We start from the raw sequence: 15201 nt of genomic DNA on the forward strand, positions 1-15201 counted from the left end.
CGCTACTCCTCGACGCCCAGGACGCGGGTGACAGCCCAGGGGCGGCCGACGTCGGCGCGGGAGACCTCAAGGGTGAGGTGGCGGGTGTAGCGGTAGGCGTCGGTGCCCTTGACGTCGATGGTGACGGTGGCTTGGCGCCAGAGGCGGATCGAGGTGTCGGGTGCGGGCCGCTGCTTTTCGGTGGGTTGGGCTATCTCCACCTTCGAGGGTTTGGCCTGGGTGGCTTGAGCGGCGATGAGTTTGTTGAAGTCCGCATCGTCGTGGTGCTTGAGGTTGTCCACGAGTGCGGTGGAGGCATACGGAGCGGCGCGTTGGACGGCGGCGGTGTGGGTGCCGTCTTGCAGCGGGATGCGCGTGGTGTAGGCGGTGGTGAACGCCTGGGCTACGGCGTCGGGCGTTGTCGGGTGTGCGCTGGTGGGGGTTGGGGTTGGGGTTGGGGTTGGCGCGTGCGTGGGTTCGTTGTCGGGTGTCGTCGGGTGTGCGCTGGGAGTGGGTGCGGCCTTGAGCGGGGGCTGGTCGTTGTTGTGGGGCCACAGCCAGGCGGCGCCGGCGATCAGGCCGGCGACGGTGAGGGCGACGATCGGCACGGTGAGGGGGGTGGGGACCTTGCGGCGTTCGGCCTTGATCCACGCGACGCGTTCGTCGCGTCGGGCGGAGCGCCATGCCTTCTTGGCTCTGCGCCGCTGGCGCAAGGGGAGTTCGGTGACTTCGTCGGGCAGGGGGTCCTTGCGCAGTGCTGCGCGCCATTCGGCGGCCGTCTGCGGCACGGGGCCTGTGCCCTGGCTGGTGTTGCGTTGGGTGGTCTTGCGGTGTGTGCGAGGGGTGTTGGGGGTGTGCTCGGGCATGCGGAAGCTCCGTGGGTGGTGTCGGGGCATGGCGGGCCGCGCGGGTGTGGCGTGCGGCCCCGGGGCCGGCGGCCCGGCGGGCGGCCGGCCCCGGGGTCGGGAGGACGTGGGGCGCGGCCGGTTACTGAACCGGCCGCGCTGTCACGACGGACGCCGTGTGCCTGGTGGTAGGGGGGCGAGGGGCTTGCCGGTGGCTGCCCGGGCGGCGGCGTTCGCCGCGGTGCCCGCGGCGCGCTGTGGGGACGGGGGCGGTGGGTAGGAGCGGAACTTGGCGCCCACGGGGTTGGCGGGTTTGCCCACGACGGTGCCCTGGATCACCTTGCCGCTGCCCGAGGGCCGGGCGGGCTGGTCGGGGATGGTGGGGCGCCGGGGTTCGCCGGGCCGCACAGGGTAGGTCGCGCCGCTGCGGTGGCCAGGGGGAAGCGGAGGCCGTTGGCCAGGCCGTTGGCCGGGCATGCCGGGTCCCCGGGCGGGAAGCGCCGGGCGGTAGGTGGCTTTGGTCCGGGCGAGTTCCGCCTTCGCCGTCCGCGTGGCGGCCGTGCCTTGAGGGCCGCCTGAACCGGGGGGCAGGCCGGGGCGGGTGGCGGCGTAGTCGCCGTAGGGGCCGGCCGTCAGCCGCGGCTGGTTGGAGGGTTGCGGGTAGGTGGGCGGCGGCGGGTAGCTCCTGGTCCGCCCCACCCGGATGGGCGTGGTGCCGGTGTTTTGGGGACGTCGGCCTGTGCCGCCCGGTGTGCTGGTGTTGGGCTTGCCGGAGGGTGGGGTGCCGCGGCCGGGGGTGGAGCGCCCGCCGGCGTTGGCCATGCGGTTCAGGCGGCGCATCGTGGCCATGCGGCCGACGGTGTTGAGCACACCGCGGCCGGCGAGTTGGGCGCCGCCGGCCGAGACGATGCCATCGAGCTTGCCCTTGAGCTTGAACGCCATGGCAGCGGTGGCGATGTTGAGCGCGGAGACCATGAGCCAGCCGTAGGTGCCGAGCAGTTTCAGCAGTGCGGTCGAGACGACCATCACCGAGCCGAGCAGCATGGTGGAGGTGAAGGAGACCACGGTCAGGCCGATGAGCGCTTCGAACCATGAGGTGCCCCACTGGCGGGTTCGGCCGGGGATGCACCACAGGCACGCGAAGATCACACCGCAGACGAGCAGCATCAACGTGCCCAGCAGGCTGGCGAGGGTGGTGATGGCCAGCAGGATCACCAGGGCGCTGAAGATGCCCGCGCTGACGATGGCCAGGACCAGGACCCCGATCCGGCCTCCGGGGTTGTGGCCCTGGCGCCAGGCAACGGCGTCCTTGCCGACGGTGCCCTTGCCGAGGGTGTCCTCGGTGAGGTTGTCCTTGAGGAAGTCCTCGCGCTCGTCCATGTCACTGCCGTGGTCCAGGAGTTCGGCGCCCCATTTCTGGCAGGCGTTGATCGAGCCGAGGTCCGCGACACACCAGGGGGTGGCGACGTAGGTGCGCCAGACCGCGTCGGAGGCTTTGCGGATGGTGTCGTCCTTGTCCTTCCCCGACCACTGCGGCTCGGGGGTCTTGAACGGGACGGCGGTTTCGTACTTGCCGGACAGGCCGCCGTTGATGGTGGTCATGGCGACGGAGGCTCCGGCCTGGCGGGTCTTGTCCACCGTTTCGACCCAGGTGTTGGGGGCGGTGAAGAAGGTGGTGGCGATCGCCGCGCTCGCCGCGACCCACGCGATCTGGCCCAGGGGGCTGGTCTGGGAGCGCTTGGCCCAGGCGATGAGTCCGCCGACCGCGACGGCCGCGGGCAGGAACATGGTGGCCATGGGACCGGCGGCCGCACCGATCGCCTTGGAGATGGCCGGCTCAACCTCGGGCAGGCTGACGACGTTGAAGCACCACTGGACCACGACGACCGCGGCGCGTCCGATGAGGGTGAGGATCGCCATCAGCATCGAGGCGACGCCGTGCAGGGTGCTGTCGACCAGGTCGCCGCTCAGCACGTTGTCCGAGAGCTGCTTGTCGAGTTGGTAGACGCCGGGGTCGTAGCTCTCGAAGAGGGTGCCCTGGCCTGGGGGCTTGATCGGGGAGGGCATCAGGTCGCCGATGCCGCCCGGCTTGTAGGTGTCCTTGCCGTCGGCGGCCGCGGCCGGCGCCAACACCATCACGGTGGTGAGGATCCCGATGATCGGGAGCATCAGGGTGCGCAGCCGCGGTGGCCGTAGGTGCCGTGCGCCGAGGCGAAGGGTGAGGGCTATTCCCTCTCGGCGAGGACCGCGGCGACGGGGTCGGCGGTGTGCCGGTATCGGGAGCCGACGTCGTTTCTCTGCTCGATGTGCCATTGGTTACCGTCCTTCACCACGCGCAGGGCGTACCGGAAGGGCTTCTCCCCCGCGCGGTGCATGGTCGCCAACACGCCCTTGCCGGCCGGATGGGTCTGCGAGGCCGCAACGTCCTGGACGTTGCTGAGGGAGATGGACAGCGGCGCGCGTGAGGCGCCGCCCGTGGTGTCGGCGGTGCTGTCCCGCTTGTGCTGGGCGATGCAGCCGGCAAGGGTGCCGCCGTCCTCGTCGAAGTTCGGCCGTGCTGCCTTGGTCTGCAGCGCGCACATGGTCTTGCCGTCCATCGGCTCGACCGCCATCCAGGCGTGCATGAAGTTCTGGGCGGTTGTGGTGACTTGTTGCTGGGTGCTGGGCGTGGCGGGGGTGGAGGGCTTGTCCGAGCTGGAGTTGGCGCTGCAGGCGCCCAGGGCGCCGAGTACGGAGCAGGTCAGCACGGTCGTGGCGAAGCGGGAGGTGCGCAGGTTCATGAGCAGTCCTTCGGCTGAGAGCGTTGGTCATGACGCAGCCTCCGATCCTGCCTTGGAAAGGTCCGTTGTGGGGCCGGACCCTTGCCCATCGGTCTGGTTTTGATCGCCGGCGTGGGATTGTTCGTGGTGGTCTGCCTGGTCTTTGGGGTTGGTTGACAGGGCGTGTAGCAACTCGGCGCTGGGGGCGTCCCATTGCATGGTCGCCACGCGGTCCCGACGGTCTCTCACGATGCAGTGGCCGTGCCGGATGTTGCCGTGGGCGTCCTTGCCGACGCCGTGGATCAGGGCCCGGCTGGCGTCGCCGACCGGGAGTCGCAACAGCTCGGCCAGCGCGTCCTGTTGGGCTCGGGTGGACTGTTCGAAGCCGCACACGGTGGTGATGGCCTCCATCACGCCGTCCAGCCCCAGCAGCGACTTGGGGTCTTGGGTGTCGATGGCCAGCGAGGTGTCCAGGGCGCGGCCGGTACGGGCGATGTAGTCCAGGAAGCGGCGGCCGTCGTCGGTGCCGGTGAGTACGTGGACTTCGGGGACGGCGACGACCTTGGGCAGGTTGCGCAGGTCGGCGCGGGCGGAGGTGGACAGGGCGTAGGCGATCAGTCCGCGCATCAACGCCAGTGAGACGCGTTCGGTCATCGTCATGTCCCGGGGCACGGTGCCGGCCTGCGGCATCGTCAACCCAGGCACCTGGACCAGCCACAGTCCGGGCTCGGGGCGCAGCGGGGAGGCGCCCTCGCGCGGGGCGCCGAGCAGCGGGGCGCCGAGCTGGGTGCGCGAGACCTCTTCCAGCGCGTACCCCGCCTCCTGCGCGAGGTCGTCTTCGGAGTTCTTCAGCAGTTCCAACACGCGCCAGGAAGCTGGGTCGTCCAGCTCGGCGACGGCGTTGCATGCCTTGAGCAGGTGGGTTTCCACTCCCCCGTCGCGCATCCGCTCGGGCAGCATGATCAGCATCTGGGAGACGACCTGCAGTGCGGCGTCGCCCTTGGGTAGCAGGCGGAACAGGTCGGCTACGGCCGGGGTGTCGGTGCCGCAGGTGACGTGGTGGGAGTCCAGCCCGAGGTACTGTCCCGCGCGGATCAGACCTGCCTCATCGCCCTTGAAACCGAGCATCAGCGCGAAGGCGCCGCGCATCGCGGCGATCAGGCACGCCAGCATCATCGAGGTGGTCTTGCCGCGTCCGGAGCGGCCGATGAACGCGGTCGTGGTCGCATCGCCGCGCGCGCTGCCGGCGGTGATGTCCAGCCGGCACACCCCCGGAGTGGTGCCGGTCAGCAGACCAGCGATCGGGCCGTCGTCGTCACCGGCTTCCGAACCACCCCAGAACATGCTGGCCGCCAGCGCGTCGGCCCCCCGGATGTGGCCGAGGTCCCCCACCCGCAGCATGTCGCCGACTTGTGTCTCCAGCCACAGTTCACGCTGCTCGTCAGCGGCGACGGCCACGTCGATCGACAGGCCGGCGAAGTGGGCGATGACGGCGTCGGCCCGCGCGCGCAGGTCCTCCAGCGATTCGATCGAGGCCACCAGCAGCCGCGGGTGGTCCTGAAGCAGCGTCATGCTGTCGCGGGACATCCGCATGCGCAGGTCGTCCATGACCTGCTCGGTCTCCTCGGTCTCGGCGAACGTCTCCCCCGCCGACCCTTGTGCCGCGGACTTGCGCTGTTCCTTGGCGGACTGGCGGACCTTGTCGACCTGCTTGATCGCGTGGCCCTTCTTCCACACCGAAAACCGGATGCTGGCCTCGGGACACACCAAGGTGTCCTGGCCGCTGGTGGGGTGGGTGTAGGAGATCTCCGACAGGCAGCGCAGCCACTCCTGTTCGCCAGGGGTGTGCAGTTCCTCAGGGAACGTTGGCATCACCAGCACCGAGACCCAGGCCGCGACGTCGCCGCGGGCATCCAGCAGGCGCACGTGGTCAGCGTGGGGGAGCGCCCGGGACTGGGTCAGGCGGACCAGACACGCGCCGGTGAGGGTGGGTAGGTTCGGCGGGGCGGGCTGGGGCCGGTAGGACTCGCGGGAGATGGCCCAGGCCAGCAGCTCGACGGGGGCGATCTGAGCGCGCCAGGGGGTGGCCTCCAAGCGGCCCTCCAGGCGCCGGGCCAGCGCGTCGAGTTGGGTGAGCTCGCCATCAGCCAGTCCGGTGTGCCGCAGCCCAAGCGCGTCGGCGGCGCTGTTCTTCAGCGTCGCGTTCGCCGCCGTGTCACGCTCGGCGATCCGCACGCCGAGCAGGAGGTGACGCTGTGGCAGGTCCAGGCCGTCCAGGCGCTGGGCCCACATCTCGGCCACCGCCTCGACGTCGCCGGCGCAGAAGAGCTCCCGTGCTTCGGCCCGGTACCTCTCGCCGTCCAGGCGGGCCCAGATGATTTTGAGGTGGCAGTCGTAGCCGGGCAGCACCTTCGACAGCGCCAGGGCGGCGGCGTCCTGCTCGGCGTCCTGACGGTCCTCGGGCATCAAATCGGTGTTCGCGCTGGAGAGGATGTACCAGGCTTCGGCGGCGGTGTCGGTGACGACCAGGCCATCGGCCAGCGCCACCAGGTTCGGTGCGGGCATCGCCCGCTCCGCCCCCAGACCGAGCATGCGACCCAGGCGGGAGACGCCCTTCTTCGTCGCCTTCGTCGTGGTGCTCATCGCGAACTCTCCTTGCGCTGGTGCTGCTTGGTACGAGGCGGGGGCGCGGCGGTCGGCAGGTGGCCGCGCGCCAGGGCGCGGGCTTCGGGGTCGGTCAGCGTCAGGGCCTGCATGACGGTGCAGGTGCCGCCTTCGACGACGTGCATCCGGCCGGGAGTGATCGAGTAGGGCGGAACGGGCCAGACCTCGGGTGCCACGCGTTGCCACAGCGTCATCGCGCCGTAGGCCAGCACCCGGGTGGGGAAGACCTCGCGTACCGGGGTCGATCCCAGCCCGGGCAGGGTGCCGCGGGGGCTGCCGGCCAGGACCTGGATGCCGGCGGACGGGCCGGCGGCCAGCAGCAGGGCCAGGGCCTCCACGCCGGGCGGCTCCTGAAGTTGCGTCTCGGGCCGGGTGTGCATCCAGAACTGGCGCAGCGCGTACGCCACCGTGCTGGCGTTTTCGATGACGAGCACACGGCGCTGCTCCCATGCGCCGGCGTGGTGCCCGGTGTTGTCGCGCAGGCTGGCGGCAATCAGCAGGAGGTGGTCGTGGATGGCGTCGATCCGGCTGAGGTAGGTCAGGCGGGGAAGGTGGGTGGCCCAGGGGTGCCCGGTCCCGGAGGGGTCGATGAGGTCGACGCGGGCGCCGCGGCCCAGTGCCTGGGCGGCCAGGGTGCGCAGCAGGGTGGTGGTGCCGCCGCCGCTGCCGGTGGCGATCAGAAGGTGGCCGCATCCCTCGGGGAGGGTGATCGGGTGGTCGCCGTCGGCCAGTCCCATGAGCGGCTCGGCGAGGTGGGACAGGGCGGCGGCGGTGTAGGGGTCGGTCAGGCGAACGCGGTTGCGCAGGGCCTGGATCGACATCGCGGTCTGCTGACTGGTCACGTTCGGCTCCTCGTCTTCGCGCGAGCGGCGGCTTGCTTCTTGCGGGTCTTGGTGCGGGCCCTGGCCACAGCGTCGGGTCCGTACATCCGCACCCGTGGGCGGGTCCGGACGGGTGGGCCGCTGGAGAGGGAGCGGTCGGCCTGTCCGGGTGTGGCGGTGAACACGGCGGTGAAGGCGGGCAGTTGGGCCAAGGCAGGGGTCTGCTCAGCGAGTCGCTGCGCCCGCAGGCGCAGTCCCAGGCGGGAGGCCGGGATGCGGCCGCGTCCGATCACCGGGATGACGCCACGCAGAAGGAAGTGGGCGCGCACGCTCCACACCAGCAAGTTGGTGCGCCGCCAGTAGGCGGACGAGCGTTTAGCGCCGTAGTAGGTCAACAGGCCGGGCGGGAGCATGAAGAGCGGGAACAGCGGTTGCGGCGGGAAACCGAACAGCAGCAGCCACCCTCCCCACCACACGCCGCAACAGACAGCCCCGTAACGCAGCGTGGTGCGGGAAACACCCTCCCCCAGATCCAGGCCGAGGAGTTCGTGCTGGCGGGTTTCAAGATCCCAGTGACGGCTGTAGGTGTATGAGGTACGCATGACGTCAGCCGTTGAAGACCGTGGCGATCTTGCCGCCTATGAACTTCAAGATGTTCACGGCCTTGTCGGGGGTGAAGACCATCACCGCGACGACGGCGCCGGCCACCACATGGGTGATGAGCGCGCCCCACTCCTTGCGGGCCCAGTGGCCGAAGCTGCGCACAGCCATGACGGCGACGAAGAGGCTGGTGACGACGGTCAGGATCCAGGACACCAGGGGGTTGTTGCCGCCCACGTGGTCCTCCTGTCTTGTGTGTTGCTGAGGGAAAGGTGGTCAAACGGGGTCATCCGGGCCCGGGCCGTCTTCGACGGCCGGGAGGGTTACTGGGCGGTGAGGGACCACACCTGCCAGCGCGAGGCCCCTCCGGCGCTGACCTGGGTGAGGGTGATCCGGTAGCTCTGCTGGAGTTGAGCGCCACCCAGCCGCCACCGCACGGTGGCCAGGCCCACGCGCTTGTCGCCCGAACCGGCCTGGACGGCCCAGGTGTCCACGCCATAGAGGCGGACCCCGCCGCCGAGCGGGGCGATGTCGGCGCCGGGCGCGGCGGCCTGTTCCTCGGTGCCCGCGGCCCAGGCGGCCAGGAAGTCCTGCACGGTCTTGCGGGTGGCCTCGGACAACTCGGAGTCGGTCTCCGGGGGCTCAGGGACGGCGTAGGTGACGGGGATGGGCATGCCGACCAGGGCCGGCTGGCCGGTCACCAACACCCGGCCGCCACTTTGGGCCACAGGCACCTGGAGCCCGCGCCAGCTGGAGACGGACTGGCCCTTGCCCGTCGGCGTCGAGACGCGCACCGACACCAGGACGCGGGCGCGCTTCGTGCCGGTCTGAGTGACGGCCCCGGGGATGGTCTGCGCGACCAGCTGGACACCTTTGCCATCCCAACCCGCTTTCGCATCAGCGTCCTTGGGCAGGTCGGCGGCCAGCTCCTTCTCCCGCGCCTGCGGGGCTTTCTCGTTCCAGGTCATGTAGGAGCGGGCGAATCGCGCCGCGACCTGCTGCGCTTCGCCTTCGGGAACCTGGTTCTTCAACTCCTGGGCCTGCGGGGCCTCTCGCTGAGCCGTGGTTGCTGGCTTGGCCGGGAAGAACCATGTGCGCACGCCGGTGAAAGCGGCCAGGGCGATGAGGGACCAGACCAGAACGCGCCCTGCTTTGCGGGCGAACATCCGGCCGGAGGATTCCTTCTCCTCTGCCCAGGCCGAGGAGTTCACCGGCTGCTTCGGCCCGTCGCCTCCGGCAGGGGAAGCTCCCGCGTGGTGGGCCAGCGCCTCGGCGAATTCGTCACCACCAGACGCTTCCTTCTCGGGAAGATTCAAAATCTTCCGCCACACACTCATACCTGACTCCTCGGCAGTGGTCGCCGCCTCCCGTCGTTTCGGGCACGGCACATCACGCACCCGCACACCGTGTGCGGGAAGCTCGCAGCCGAAAAACTAAAAGCATTCGCCTGTGGATAACCCACACCGCTCAGCGGCCTTCGTGCGGGTAGGCATAACTGAGGGCCCGCACACGGTGCGGGCCCTCAGCCACAGGGTTCGGTCAGGAGAGGTCGGTCGCCTCATCGGTGAGAGCGGCGCGTGGACGATTGCGCGCCCACTTCTTCAACTCCGAGATCCGGTAAAGCTTTTCGCTGCCCTGCTTATCTGCCTCGGAAGGGAATTCCGGGTCGTAGGACCGGGCCCTGCGCAGCGCTGCCAGGGTGACGTCGGGGAAGTGCTTCTCTTGGGCCTGCCGCAGCCCGAGAAGCTCAGCTGCCGCGCCCTCCTCCCCCACCCCGACATCGGCCGCATCCGCGGGGGTCGCGGACGCGTCCAGGGCGCCAGCCTCGCCCCCTTCAACAGCCCGGGCAGGCAGGGGCACTTGCACCGGGGAATCGCCAGGACGGTGTGGTGCCAACCCGCCCAGCGCCACGGGGCTGTCCGTTTCACCCTGTGACAGTGAGACACCAGACCCGTGTTTCCCCAGGTGGACGGGGCTGTCTGGGACATGGGGAGGCTGGGACACAGGCTCCTTGGTCAGCGTCACGGTCGCAGCTTGGCGCGCGCCGGCCATCGCCCACGCACGGGCCTCGGCGTCGGTCATGAAGCACACCTGCGTCTCGTGCGCGACGCCGCCGAGCACCACCTGGGCGCGGCCGATGTGCCGCGTCGACTTCGGTGCGGGATGCACCTCGGGTACCAGCATCCGCCACGCGTTTTGGGTGTAGCGCGCCAAAATCCGCGTCGCGAAGTTCTCTCGCATCTCGGGCCCACCCAGAGCCCGAGCCGTAGCGGACTGCGCGACCAACAACACGTGCATCCGCACCGCGCGACCCATGAACAAAATCTCGGCCAACGCATCGACCGCAGGCGACGACTTCGGCTCGTCCTTCTCCCTGGTCCTCTCCCAGTACTTGGTGAGCTGTTTCATCGTGGCGTTGATCTCTTCAAGGAGAATCACCACCCGCGGCCCGACCGCGGACGAATCCGCGTCGTCGCCGAGCTGTTCCGCCGCGTGAATACGACGTCGGCCCTCCGCCCCCAGGGCGATCAGCGCATCATGAATGTCAGCGATGTCCCGGCAGTAGTTGACATTCGGCACGCCGCGCGCCCACTGATGCGACACCCTCTTGAAGTCAAGAATGTGGGCATGGGCGCCGTGATGAATCAACTGGGCGGCAATGGTGCGGAGGATGACGGACTTACCGCCACCAGTACCCGCTGAGACCAGCACGTGCGGGGACTCGGCATCCAGGTCGACCGAGACGATCTTCTCGCCGCGCTCCAGGCCGATCAGCGGCGCGGACTCCGGAACCTGCTTGATGAGTTCGCGCACCTTCGCGTCGCTGAACACCACCTTGTTCGGCGGCCGGTGCACCTTCTTGATCTTCACGTACGGTTTCTTGCCCGCGTACTTCCACGAGAACGAAACCCCTTGCAACGCAAGCTTCTTCGTAATCATCTCGGACACGACCTGCTCGTTGAACTGCAAGTTGACCGGCAGGTCGATACGTATCTCGGCCTCGTCGTCAGCGAAGTTCAACGGAACATGCAGGTATGACCGCGGTCGTGTCTGCGCGGGGATGCCCAACGGGCCGACCAGCGCCTGGTGCAGCGGCTCGACCCACTCCCGCATCAGCTCCTTCTGCCGTCGCGTGCACACCCCGTGAACGATGCCGCCAGCCACGGCCAGCCCAGCCGCGGTGGCTCCGCCGTACGTCAACGCATCCAGGGTCTGCTCCGGCGCCTGCCAGTACGACCAGGCCCCTCCCCCGGCCCCGCCCGCACCGACGAGACGGAGAGCCGACCGCTGCCAGTACGGCCGGTAGGACCACTGCCCCACCCGGCCCTCCACCCCGTCCGACACCCTGGTGCCGGCCCGGACGAAGGTGGCATTCGTCCGCCGAACGCCGTCCATCTCCCACCCGGACAGGAACCGTCCCACACCGCTGAACAGCGCCTCAGCACCCTCCTCGATCTGCCGGTCCAGCTCGCTTCGCGCCATCCGTCGTCCTTCCGCAGTGCACACCCCGCGCCCACCACTCGGCACGAGAACCCCTCGTGGCGACGCTATGGCGACTGCCCTGTGGACAGTCCCCACGACCAGGCGGCGCAGCGCCTGCATCCGCCACCCTGGGCCAGGGGGCTCGTGCGGCCGCTACTTCGCGGCCGTGGCCGGTGCGAGCACTACCGCTTGGCAGCCTTCTGCGCGATCCGGTACGCCTGACCGCGATTGACGTCCTCGCGCCCATGGTCCTTCAGCCATGCCACGAGTTCGGCGGTGTCGACGCTGTTCAACACCCCGATCGCGTACCGGACGGCGTCGGCGTTCTTCATCGTGGCCAGCGCCTCGGCGTGCTCACTCGGCTTGGGCTCCTGGGCGGGCTCAACGACGGCCGTCGTGGCCGCCGAGGTTGTGACAGCGTCGTCTGCTGCCGTGTCCTGCGGGTGCCCGCGCAGGCCGCCCTCCTCCCCGGCCTCGGGCTCTGACGGAACGGGTGCCGCATACTCATGCTGCGGGTCCGCTTCATGCGGCGACGGCTCCGTGGGGGGCGCTGCGCGCTGTTGCTCCTGGACGGCCAGGGCGCTCTCCCCCGACGGCGCATGTTCCTGCTCGACGGCCGCGTTCTTGCTTTCGCCGGCCGGCGAAAGCCGTTCCGCGTCGACGAGGTCCAGGTCCTCAGCCTGGGGCGCACGGGCGACCGCGTGCTCGTCGGCCGCGAGAGGGAATGCGGGCCCCGGCTCCTCGTGGTATCCGTGGTGGACGAAGGCGTTGGCGGTCGAGGCATACGTGCCGTCTACCGGACCCGCGGATGTTCCTCGTTGGGGCTCGCGGGGCCCAGCCTCGACAGCGGGCTGCGCCTGTGAGCGCTCATGTGCGTCGTCTTCCATGGTTGTTGGGGCGTGTTCGCCGGCAAGGTCACTGTTGGGGACTTCGGGCCGGTCGGCGGGTTCCAGGGGGATGCCGTAGCGGTTCAGCCGCAGCGGGAGGCGTTGCTCGATCGGTGCGGTGAAACGCCACCGCCATCCGTGCTGGGCCCGCAGTCGGGCACGGTAGACGAGACGATCGCGTTCCATCTGGTTGGCCGTGACGTAGGACCGGATCTCCCACAACTGCATGCGTCTCCAGATCCGCGCTGTGCCGAGGGGAGCCAGCAACCAGCGCTTCGCGCGCACGCCCTCCATCCGATGGTCGGTGGAGAGCTTCGTCAAGCGGGCAACCAGATGCCGGCCGGCTTCCACCACGGTGAGGAAGAGCACCGGAACCACGGAGTGCATCGCCACCCCGACCGGATCCCCCCACTGGGATGCGCCGTTGAACAAGACCGTGCTGCCGGTCAGGAGCCATGCGGTGTAGCGCAGGAGGCCCATCGACATCCCCAGCCAGGCCATCAGCAGGTCCAGCGCAAGCAGCACCACGATCCCGACATCGACGCCGATAGGGACCAGGTGCGCCAGGCGGCCAAAGCCCTTTTGCCGCGCGAGCGCGGAGACCGCCGTGTACGAACTGGCAAACCCAATACCGGCAATGACAAGAGCGCCAAAAGCGACAACCGTGATCAGGATGCGGTGGCTGCGGGTGAAGTGAATGCCTGTGGTGCTGGGCCGCACGCCCGACTCCTTCCATCGTGGGGAGTCGAAGTATTGCCTGGTCAGCCTGTGGATGACACACAGCGATGCCACCAGTCCAGCCCGCCGCCGCACGGGTATTCGGCAAAAGGCAGGCGACTTCGGGCGGGTGTCCCGCTTCTGCTTCGCCGAGGGCGGTCGCGACTGGAACCAGCCACTTCTGCGCAACCTGGTTGCGGGTGACCTCAACGATGGCGGGCGGACTGATCCGAACGCCGGGCGAGAGCCATTACACTCTCCGCCCAGCTTCCGGAGCATGCGGGCACCGGGCAACAGCCGGTCCCGAGCGCGGACGCGAGGAAGTGAGAGTTCTGCGGCCCGGGATGGGTTGTTGCCAGGCTCGGCGCTCGTGATCCGGCATGACTTGCAACATAACTGGCGTCCCATCAGGGACTGCCGTTCCCCCAAGACGTCTGCTGGACACAGGCGTCGGCCTGGCCCACCGTTGGCTTGATCAGCAGCTTGTCCGCCTTCCGGCATGACTCATCACAGTTCCGCCACCTGGTGACTCCACCCAGGCCGACGCCGACCACGGCCCGTCCGCCCGGAGGAGAACAACCGCGTGACCATGCTCGCAGAACACGTCGACATCGTCATCGGTGTCGACCCCCACCGCGATACCCTCGCCGCAGCCGCCGTCAGCCCCATCGGGGCCGTCCTGGAAACCACGGACGCGCCCGCCCACGCCTGCGGCTACCAGCGTCTGCTGGACTTCGCCCGCCAACACGGCCCGGCCGCCGCTGCTGGGCACTCGAAGGAACCGGCAGCTACGGCGCCGGACTCGCCGCCTTCCTCGAAGACGCTGGCGAACACGTCGTCGAGGTCTGCCGCCCCAAGCGCCCACCGTTCCGCGGAGACCGCAAGACGGACATGCTCGACGCCATCCGCGCAGCCCGCGAGGCCCTGGCCAACCTGAGCCTCCCCCGGGATGCGGAAGTAGTTGACAGGGGGTCAGATGGGTCTCGTGAGAGGAACATCGACCATGGCTGCTCCCAGAAAGTACCCGCCCGAGTTGCGTGAGCGTGCGGTGCGGATGTATCGCACTTCCGACCCCAAGCCCCAGATCAAGCGACTCGCCGTCGATCTCGGCGTGCATCCGGAGGCCCTGCGGGGCTGGATCCGGCAGGCCGAGGCCGATGCCGGCGAGCGCAGGGACCGGTTGACTACCGCCGAACGCGAGGAGCTGGCGGCCCTGCGTAAGGAGAACGCCCAGCTCAAGCGGGCCAATGAGATCCTCAAGGCCGCCTCAGCTTTTTTCGCCCAGGAACTCGACACGACCCGGCGCAGGTACTGACGTTCCTCGATGAACGTGAAGACCTCGGTGTCGAGCCCGTCCTCCGGGAACTGCACGTTGCCTCCTCCACCTACTACCGCTGGCGTCGCGCCGAGCGCGAGCCGTGCCAGCGGCGCCGCAGGGACGCGGAGCTGACCGAGGAGATCCGCACGATCCACGCCGACTCCGGCGGGATCTACGGCTCTCCGCGCGTGCACGCCGTCCTCAAGCGCGAGGGTATCCACGTGGGCCGCAAGCGGGTCGAGCGCCTGATGCGCCAGGACGGTCTGGCGGGTGTGAGCCCGCGACGCAAGAGCGGTTTCACGCGTCGGGATCCCAAGGCCACCTTGGCCTCGGACCTGGTCGAGCGGGACTTCACCCCACCGGCACCGAACCGGTTGTGGGTCACCGACCTGACGATGATCCCCACCGGCGAGGGACCGCTGTGGCTCTCGGCGATCCGTGACGCCTTCTCCCGACGCGTCGTAGCCTGGGAGACCTCCGCCCACGCCGACGCCGACCTGGTCCTCACCACCCTCGAGTACGCCTCGCCTCCCGCGAGGTCGAACCCGGACAGCTGATCCACCATGCCGACCACGGCTGTCAATATACGTCCATTAAACTCACAACACGCCTGGTCAGAGCGAGTATTGAGGCATCCATGGGATCGGTCGGCGACAGCTTCGACAACGCCCTCGCCGAGAGCCTGTGGTCCACGATCAAAACCGAGGGCATCCGCGGCCGCACCTTCACCACCAGGGCCGAAGCCAACCTGATGCTCTTCAAGTACATCGACGGCTTCCATAACCCCCGCCGCATCCAAAAACGGCACGGCTTCCTCAGCCCGATCGAGTACGAGGAGAAGCACTACGCCGAGCAGGCAACGTCCAAACGAGCGAACCTCAACACCCATCAACCCATCCCGACCCGCTGATCAACACCTCCCACACAACGGGGGAAGCCCATCCAAGTCACTGCCGGCGGTCCGCAGCGCGGCCTCTTGGCCACATTGAATCATCTTTAGATGTTTTTGTTCGATTTCTCTCGACAGGTAACCGGCTGGATGGTTTGATCTTCGTCGTCCGTGATCTTCCGATTCCGGAGTACGAGTCGAGCGGGGCTGGTTGACGGCTCCGCGAGGAGGTTCCATGT

At 69.0% G+C, this 15201-nt stretch carries 14 protein-coding genes; 4 read left to right on the top strand and 10 right to left on the bottom strand.

What is annotated here, in order from left to right:
• Nucleotides 1-2 precede the first annotated feature (2 nt).
• The 10 genes from ACIQU6_RS38495 to ACIQU6_RS38540 all read right to left on the bottom strand — a co-directional run bounded on the left by ACIQU6_RS38495 (nt 3) and on the right by ACIQU6_RS38540 (nt 12758).
• Nucleotides 3-845 carry a hypothetical protein gene (locus tag ACIQU6_RS38495; protein ID WP_403486397.1) on the bottom strand — a complete coding sequence of 281 codons (843 nt, stop codon included), beginning with the start codon at nt 843-845 and terminating at the stop codon, nt 3-5.
• A 141-nt stretch (nt 846-986) separates the two neighbouring features.
• Nucleotides 987-2993, bottom strand: a complete 2007-nt coding sequence (locus tag ACIQU6_RS38500; protein ID WP_403486398.1) for a hypothetical protein — start codon at nt 2991-2993, stop codon at nt 987-989.
• 56 nt (nt 2994-3049) lie between these two features.
• Nucleotides 3050-3604 carry a hypothetical protein gene (locus ACIQU6_RS38505; RefSeq protein ID WP_403486399.1) on the bottom strand — a complete coding sequence of 185 codons (555 nt, stop codon included), beginning with the start codon at nt 3602-3604 and terminating at the stop codon, nt 3050-3052.
• 27 nt (nt 3605-3631) lie between these two features.
• A complete protein-coding gene (locus ACIQU6_RS38510) occupies nt 3632-6226 on the bottom strand; it encodes an ATP-binding protein (protein WP_403486400.1) in 2595 nt (864 codons plus the stop codon).
• The gene (locus ACIQU6_RS38515) at nt 6223-7089 is read right to left on the bottom strand and encodes a cell division protein FtsK (protein WP_403486401.1); all 867 of its coding nucleotides are present in this window, start codon (nt 7087-7089) and stop codon (nt 6223-6225) included. Before ACIQU6_RS38515 ends, ACIQU6_RS38510 begins: the two co-directional genes overlap by 4 nt.
• The gene (locus ACIQU6_RS38520) at nt 7086-7670 is read right to left on the bottom strand and encodes a hypothetical protein (RefSeq protein ID WP_403486402.1); all 585 of its coding nucleotides are present in this window, start codon (nt 7668-7670) and stop codon (nt 7086-7088) included. Before ACIQU6_RS38520 ends, ACIQU6_RS38515 begins: the two co-directional genes overlap by 4 nt.
• A gap of 4 nt (nt 7671-7674) precedes the next feature.
• Nucleotides 7675-7905: a hypothetical protein gene (locus ACIQU6_RS38525; protein WP_403486403.1), complete on the bottom strand. Its 231-nt coding sequence runs from the start codon at nt 7903-7905 to the stop codon at nt 7675-7677.
• A gap of 86 nt (nt 7906-7991) precedes the next feature.
• Nucleotides 7992-9005 carry a conjugal transfer protein gene (locus ACIQU6_RS38530; protein WP_403486404.1) on the bottom strand — a complete coding sequence of 338 codons (1014 nt, stop codon included), beginning with the start codon at nt 9003-9005 and terminating at the stop codon, nt 7992-7994.
• A 202-nt stretch (nt 9006-9207) separates the two neighbouring features.
• A complete protein-coding gene (locus ACIQU6_RS38535; RefSeq protein WP_403486405.1) occupies nt 9208-11151 on the bottom strand; it encodes a pRL2-11 in 1944 nt (647 codons plus the stop codon).
• 182 nt (nt 11152-11333) lie between these two features.
• Nucleotides 11334-12758, bottom strand: a complete 1425-nt coding sequence (locus tag ACIQU6_RS38540; RefSeq protein WP_403486406.1) for a DUF2637 domain-containing protein — start codon at nt 12756-12758, stop codon at nt 11334-11336.
• Between the two features lie 580 nt (nt 12759-13338).
• Between ACIQU6_RS38540 and ACIQU6_RS38545 the strand changes: the two genes are divergently transcribed.
• The 4 genes from ACIQU6_RS38545 (at nt 13339) to ACIQU6_RS38560 (ending at nt 14983) form a co-directional block, all read left to right on the top strand.
• Nucleotides 13339-13692 carry a hypothetical protein gene (locus ACIQU6_RS38545; protein WP_403486407.1) on the top strand — a complete coding sequence of 118 codons (354 nt, stop codon included), beginning with the start codon at nt 13339-13341 and terminating at the stop codon, nt 13690-13692.
• A gap of 66 nt (nt 13693-13758) precedes the next feature.
• Nucleotides 13759-14070, top strand: a complete 312-nt coding sequence (locus tag ACIQU6_RS38550) for a transposase (RefSeq protein WP_403486408.1) — start codon at nt 13759-13761, stop codon at nt 14068-14070.
• The gene (locus ACIQU6_RS38555; protein ID WP_403486410.1) at nt 14067-14630 is read left to right on the top strand and encodes an IS3 family transposase; all 564 of its coding nucleotides are present in this window, start codon (nt 14067-14069) and stop codon (nt 14628-14630) included. Before ACIQU6_RS38550 ends, ACIQU6_RS38555 begins: the two co-directional genes overlap by 4 nt.
• 80 nt (nt 14631-14710) lie before the next feature.
• Complete coding sequence (locus ACIQU6_RS38560) at nt 14711-14983, top strand: IS3 family transposase (RefSeq protein WP_403486409.1); 273 nt, start codon at nt 14711-14713, stop codon at nt 14981-14983.
• Nucleotides 14984-15201 lie beyond the last annotated feature (218 nt).

Origin of the sequence: Streptomyces sp. NPDC090442 (assembly GCF_044769405.1) — a bacterium.
In the GTDB taxonomy this organism is placed as follows: domain Bacteria; phylum Actinomycetota; class Actinomycetes; order Streptomycetales; family Streptomycetaceae; genus Streptomyces.

Bases quoted from the DNA above. Each gene is read 5' to 3' on its own strand.
- ACIQU6_RS38495 (WP_403486397.1), bottom strand. From the start codon at position 845: ATGCCCGAGCACACCCCCAACACCCCTCGCACACACCGCAAGACCACC.
- ACIQU6_RS38500 (WP_403486398.1), bottom strand. From the start codon at position 2,993: ATGCTCCCGATCATCGGGATCCTCACCACCGTGATGGTGTTGGCGCCG.
- ACIQU6_RS38505 (WP_403486399.1), bottom strand. From the start codon at position 3,604: ATGAACCTGCGCACCTCCCGCTTCGCCACGACCGTGCTGACCTGCTCC.
- ACIQU6_RS38510 (WP_403486400.1), bottom strand. From the start codon at position 6,226: ATGAGCACCACGACGAAGGCGACGAAGAAGGGCGTCTCCCGCCTGGGT.
- ACIQU6_RS38520 (WP_403486402.1), bottom strand. From the start codon at position 7,670: ATGCGTACCTCATACACCTACAGCCGTCACTGGGATCTTGAAACCCGC.
- ACIQU6_RS38530 (WP_403486404.1), bottom strand. From the start codon at position 9,005: ATGAGTGTGTGGCGGAAGATTTTGAATCTTCCCGAGAAGGAAGCGTCT.
- ACIQU6_RS38535 (WP_403486405.1), bottom strand. From the start codon at position 11,151: ATGGCGCGAAGCGAGCTGGACCGGCAGATCGAGGAGGGTGCTGAGGCG.
- ACIQU6_RS38550 (WP_403486408.1), top strand. From the start codon at position 13,759: ATGGCTGCTCCCAGAAAGTACCCGCCCGAGTTGCGTGAGCGTGCGGTG.
- ACIQU6_RS38560 (WP_403486409.1), top strand. From the start codon at position 14,711: ATGGGATCGGTCGGCGACAGCTTCGACAACGCCCTCGCCGAGAGCCTG.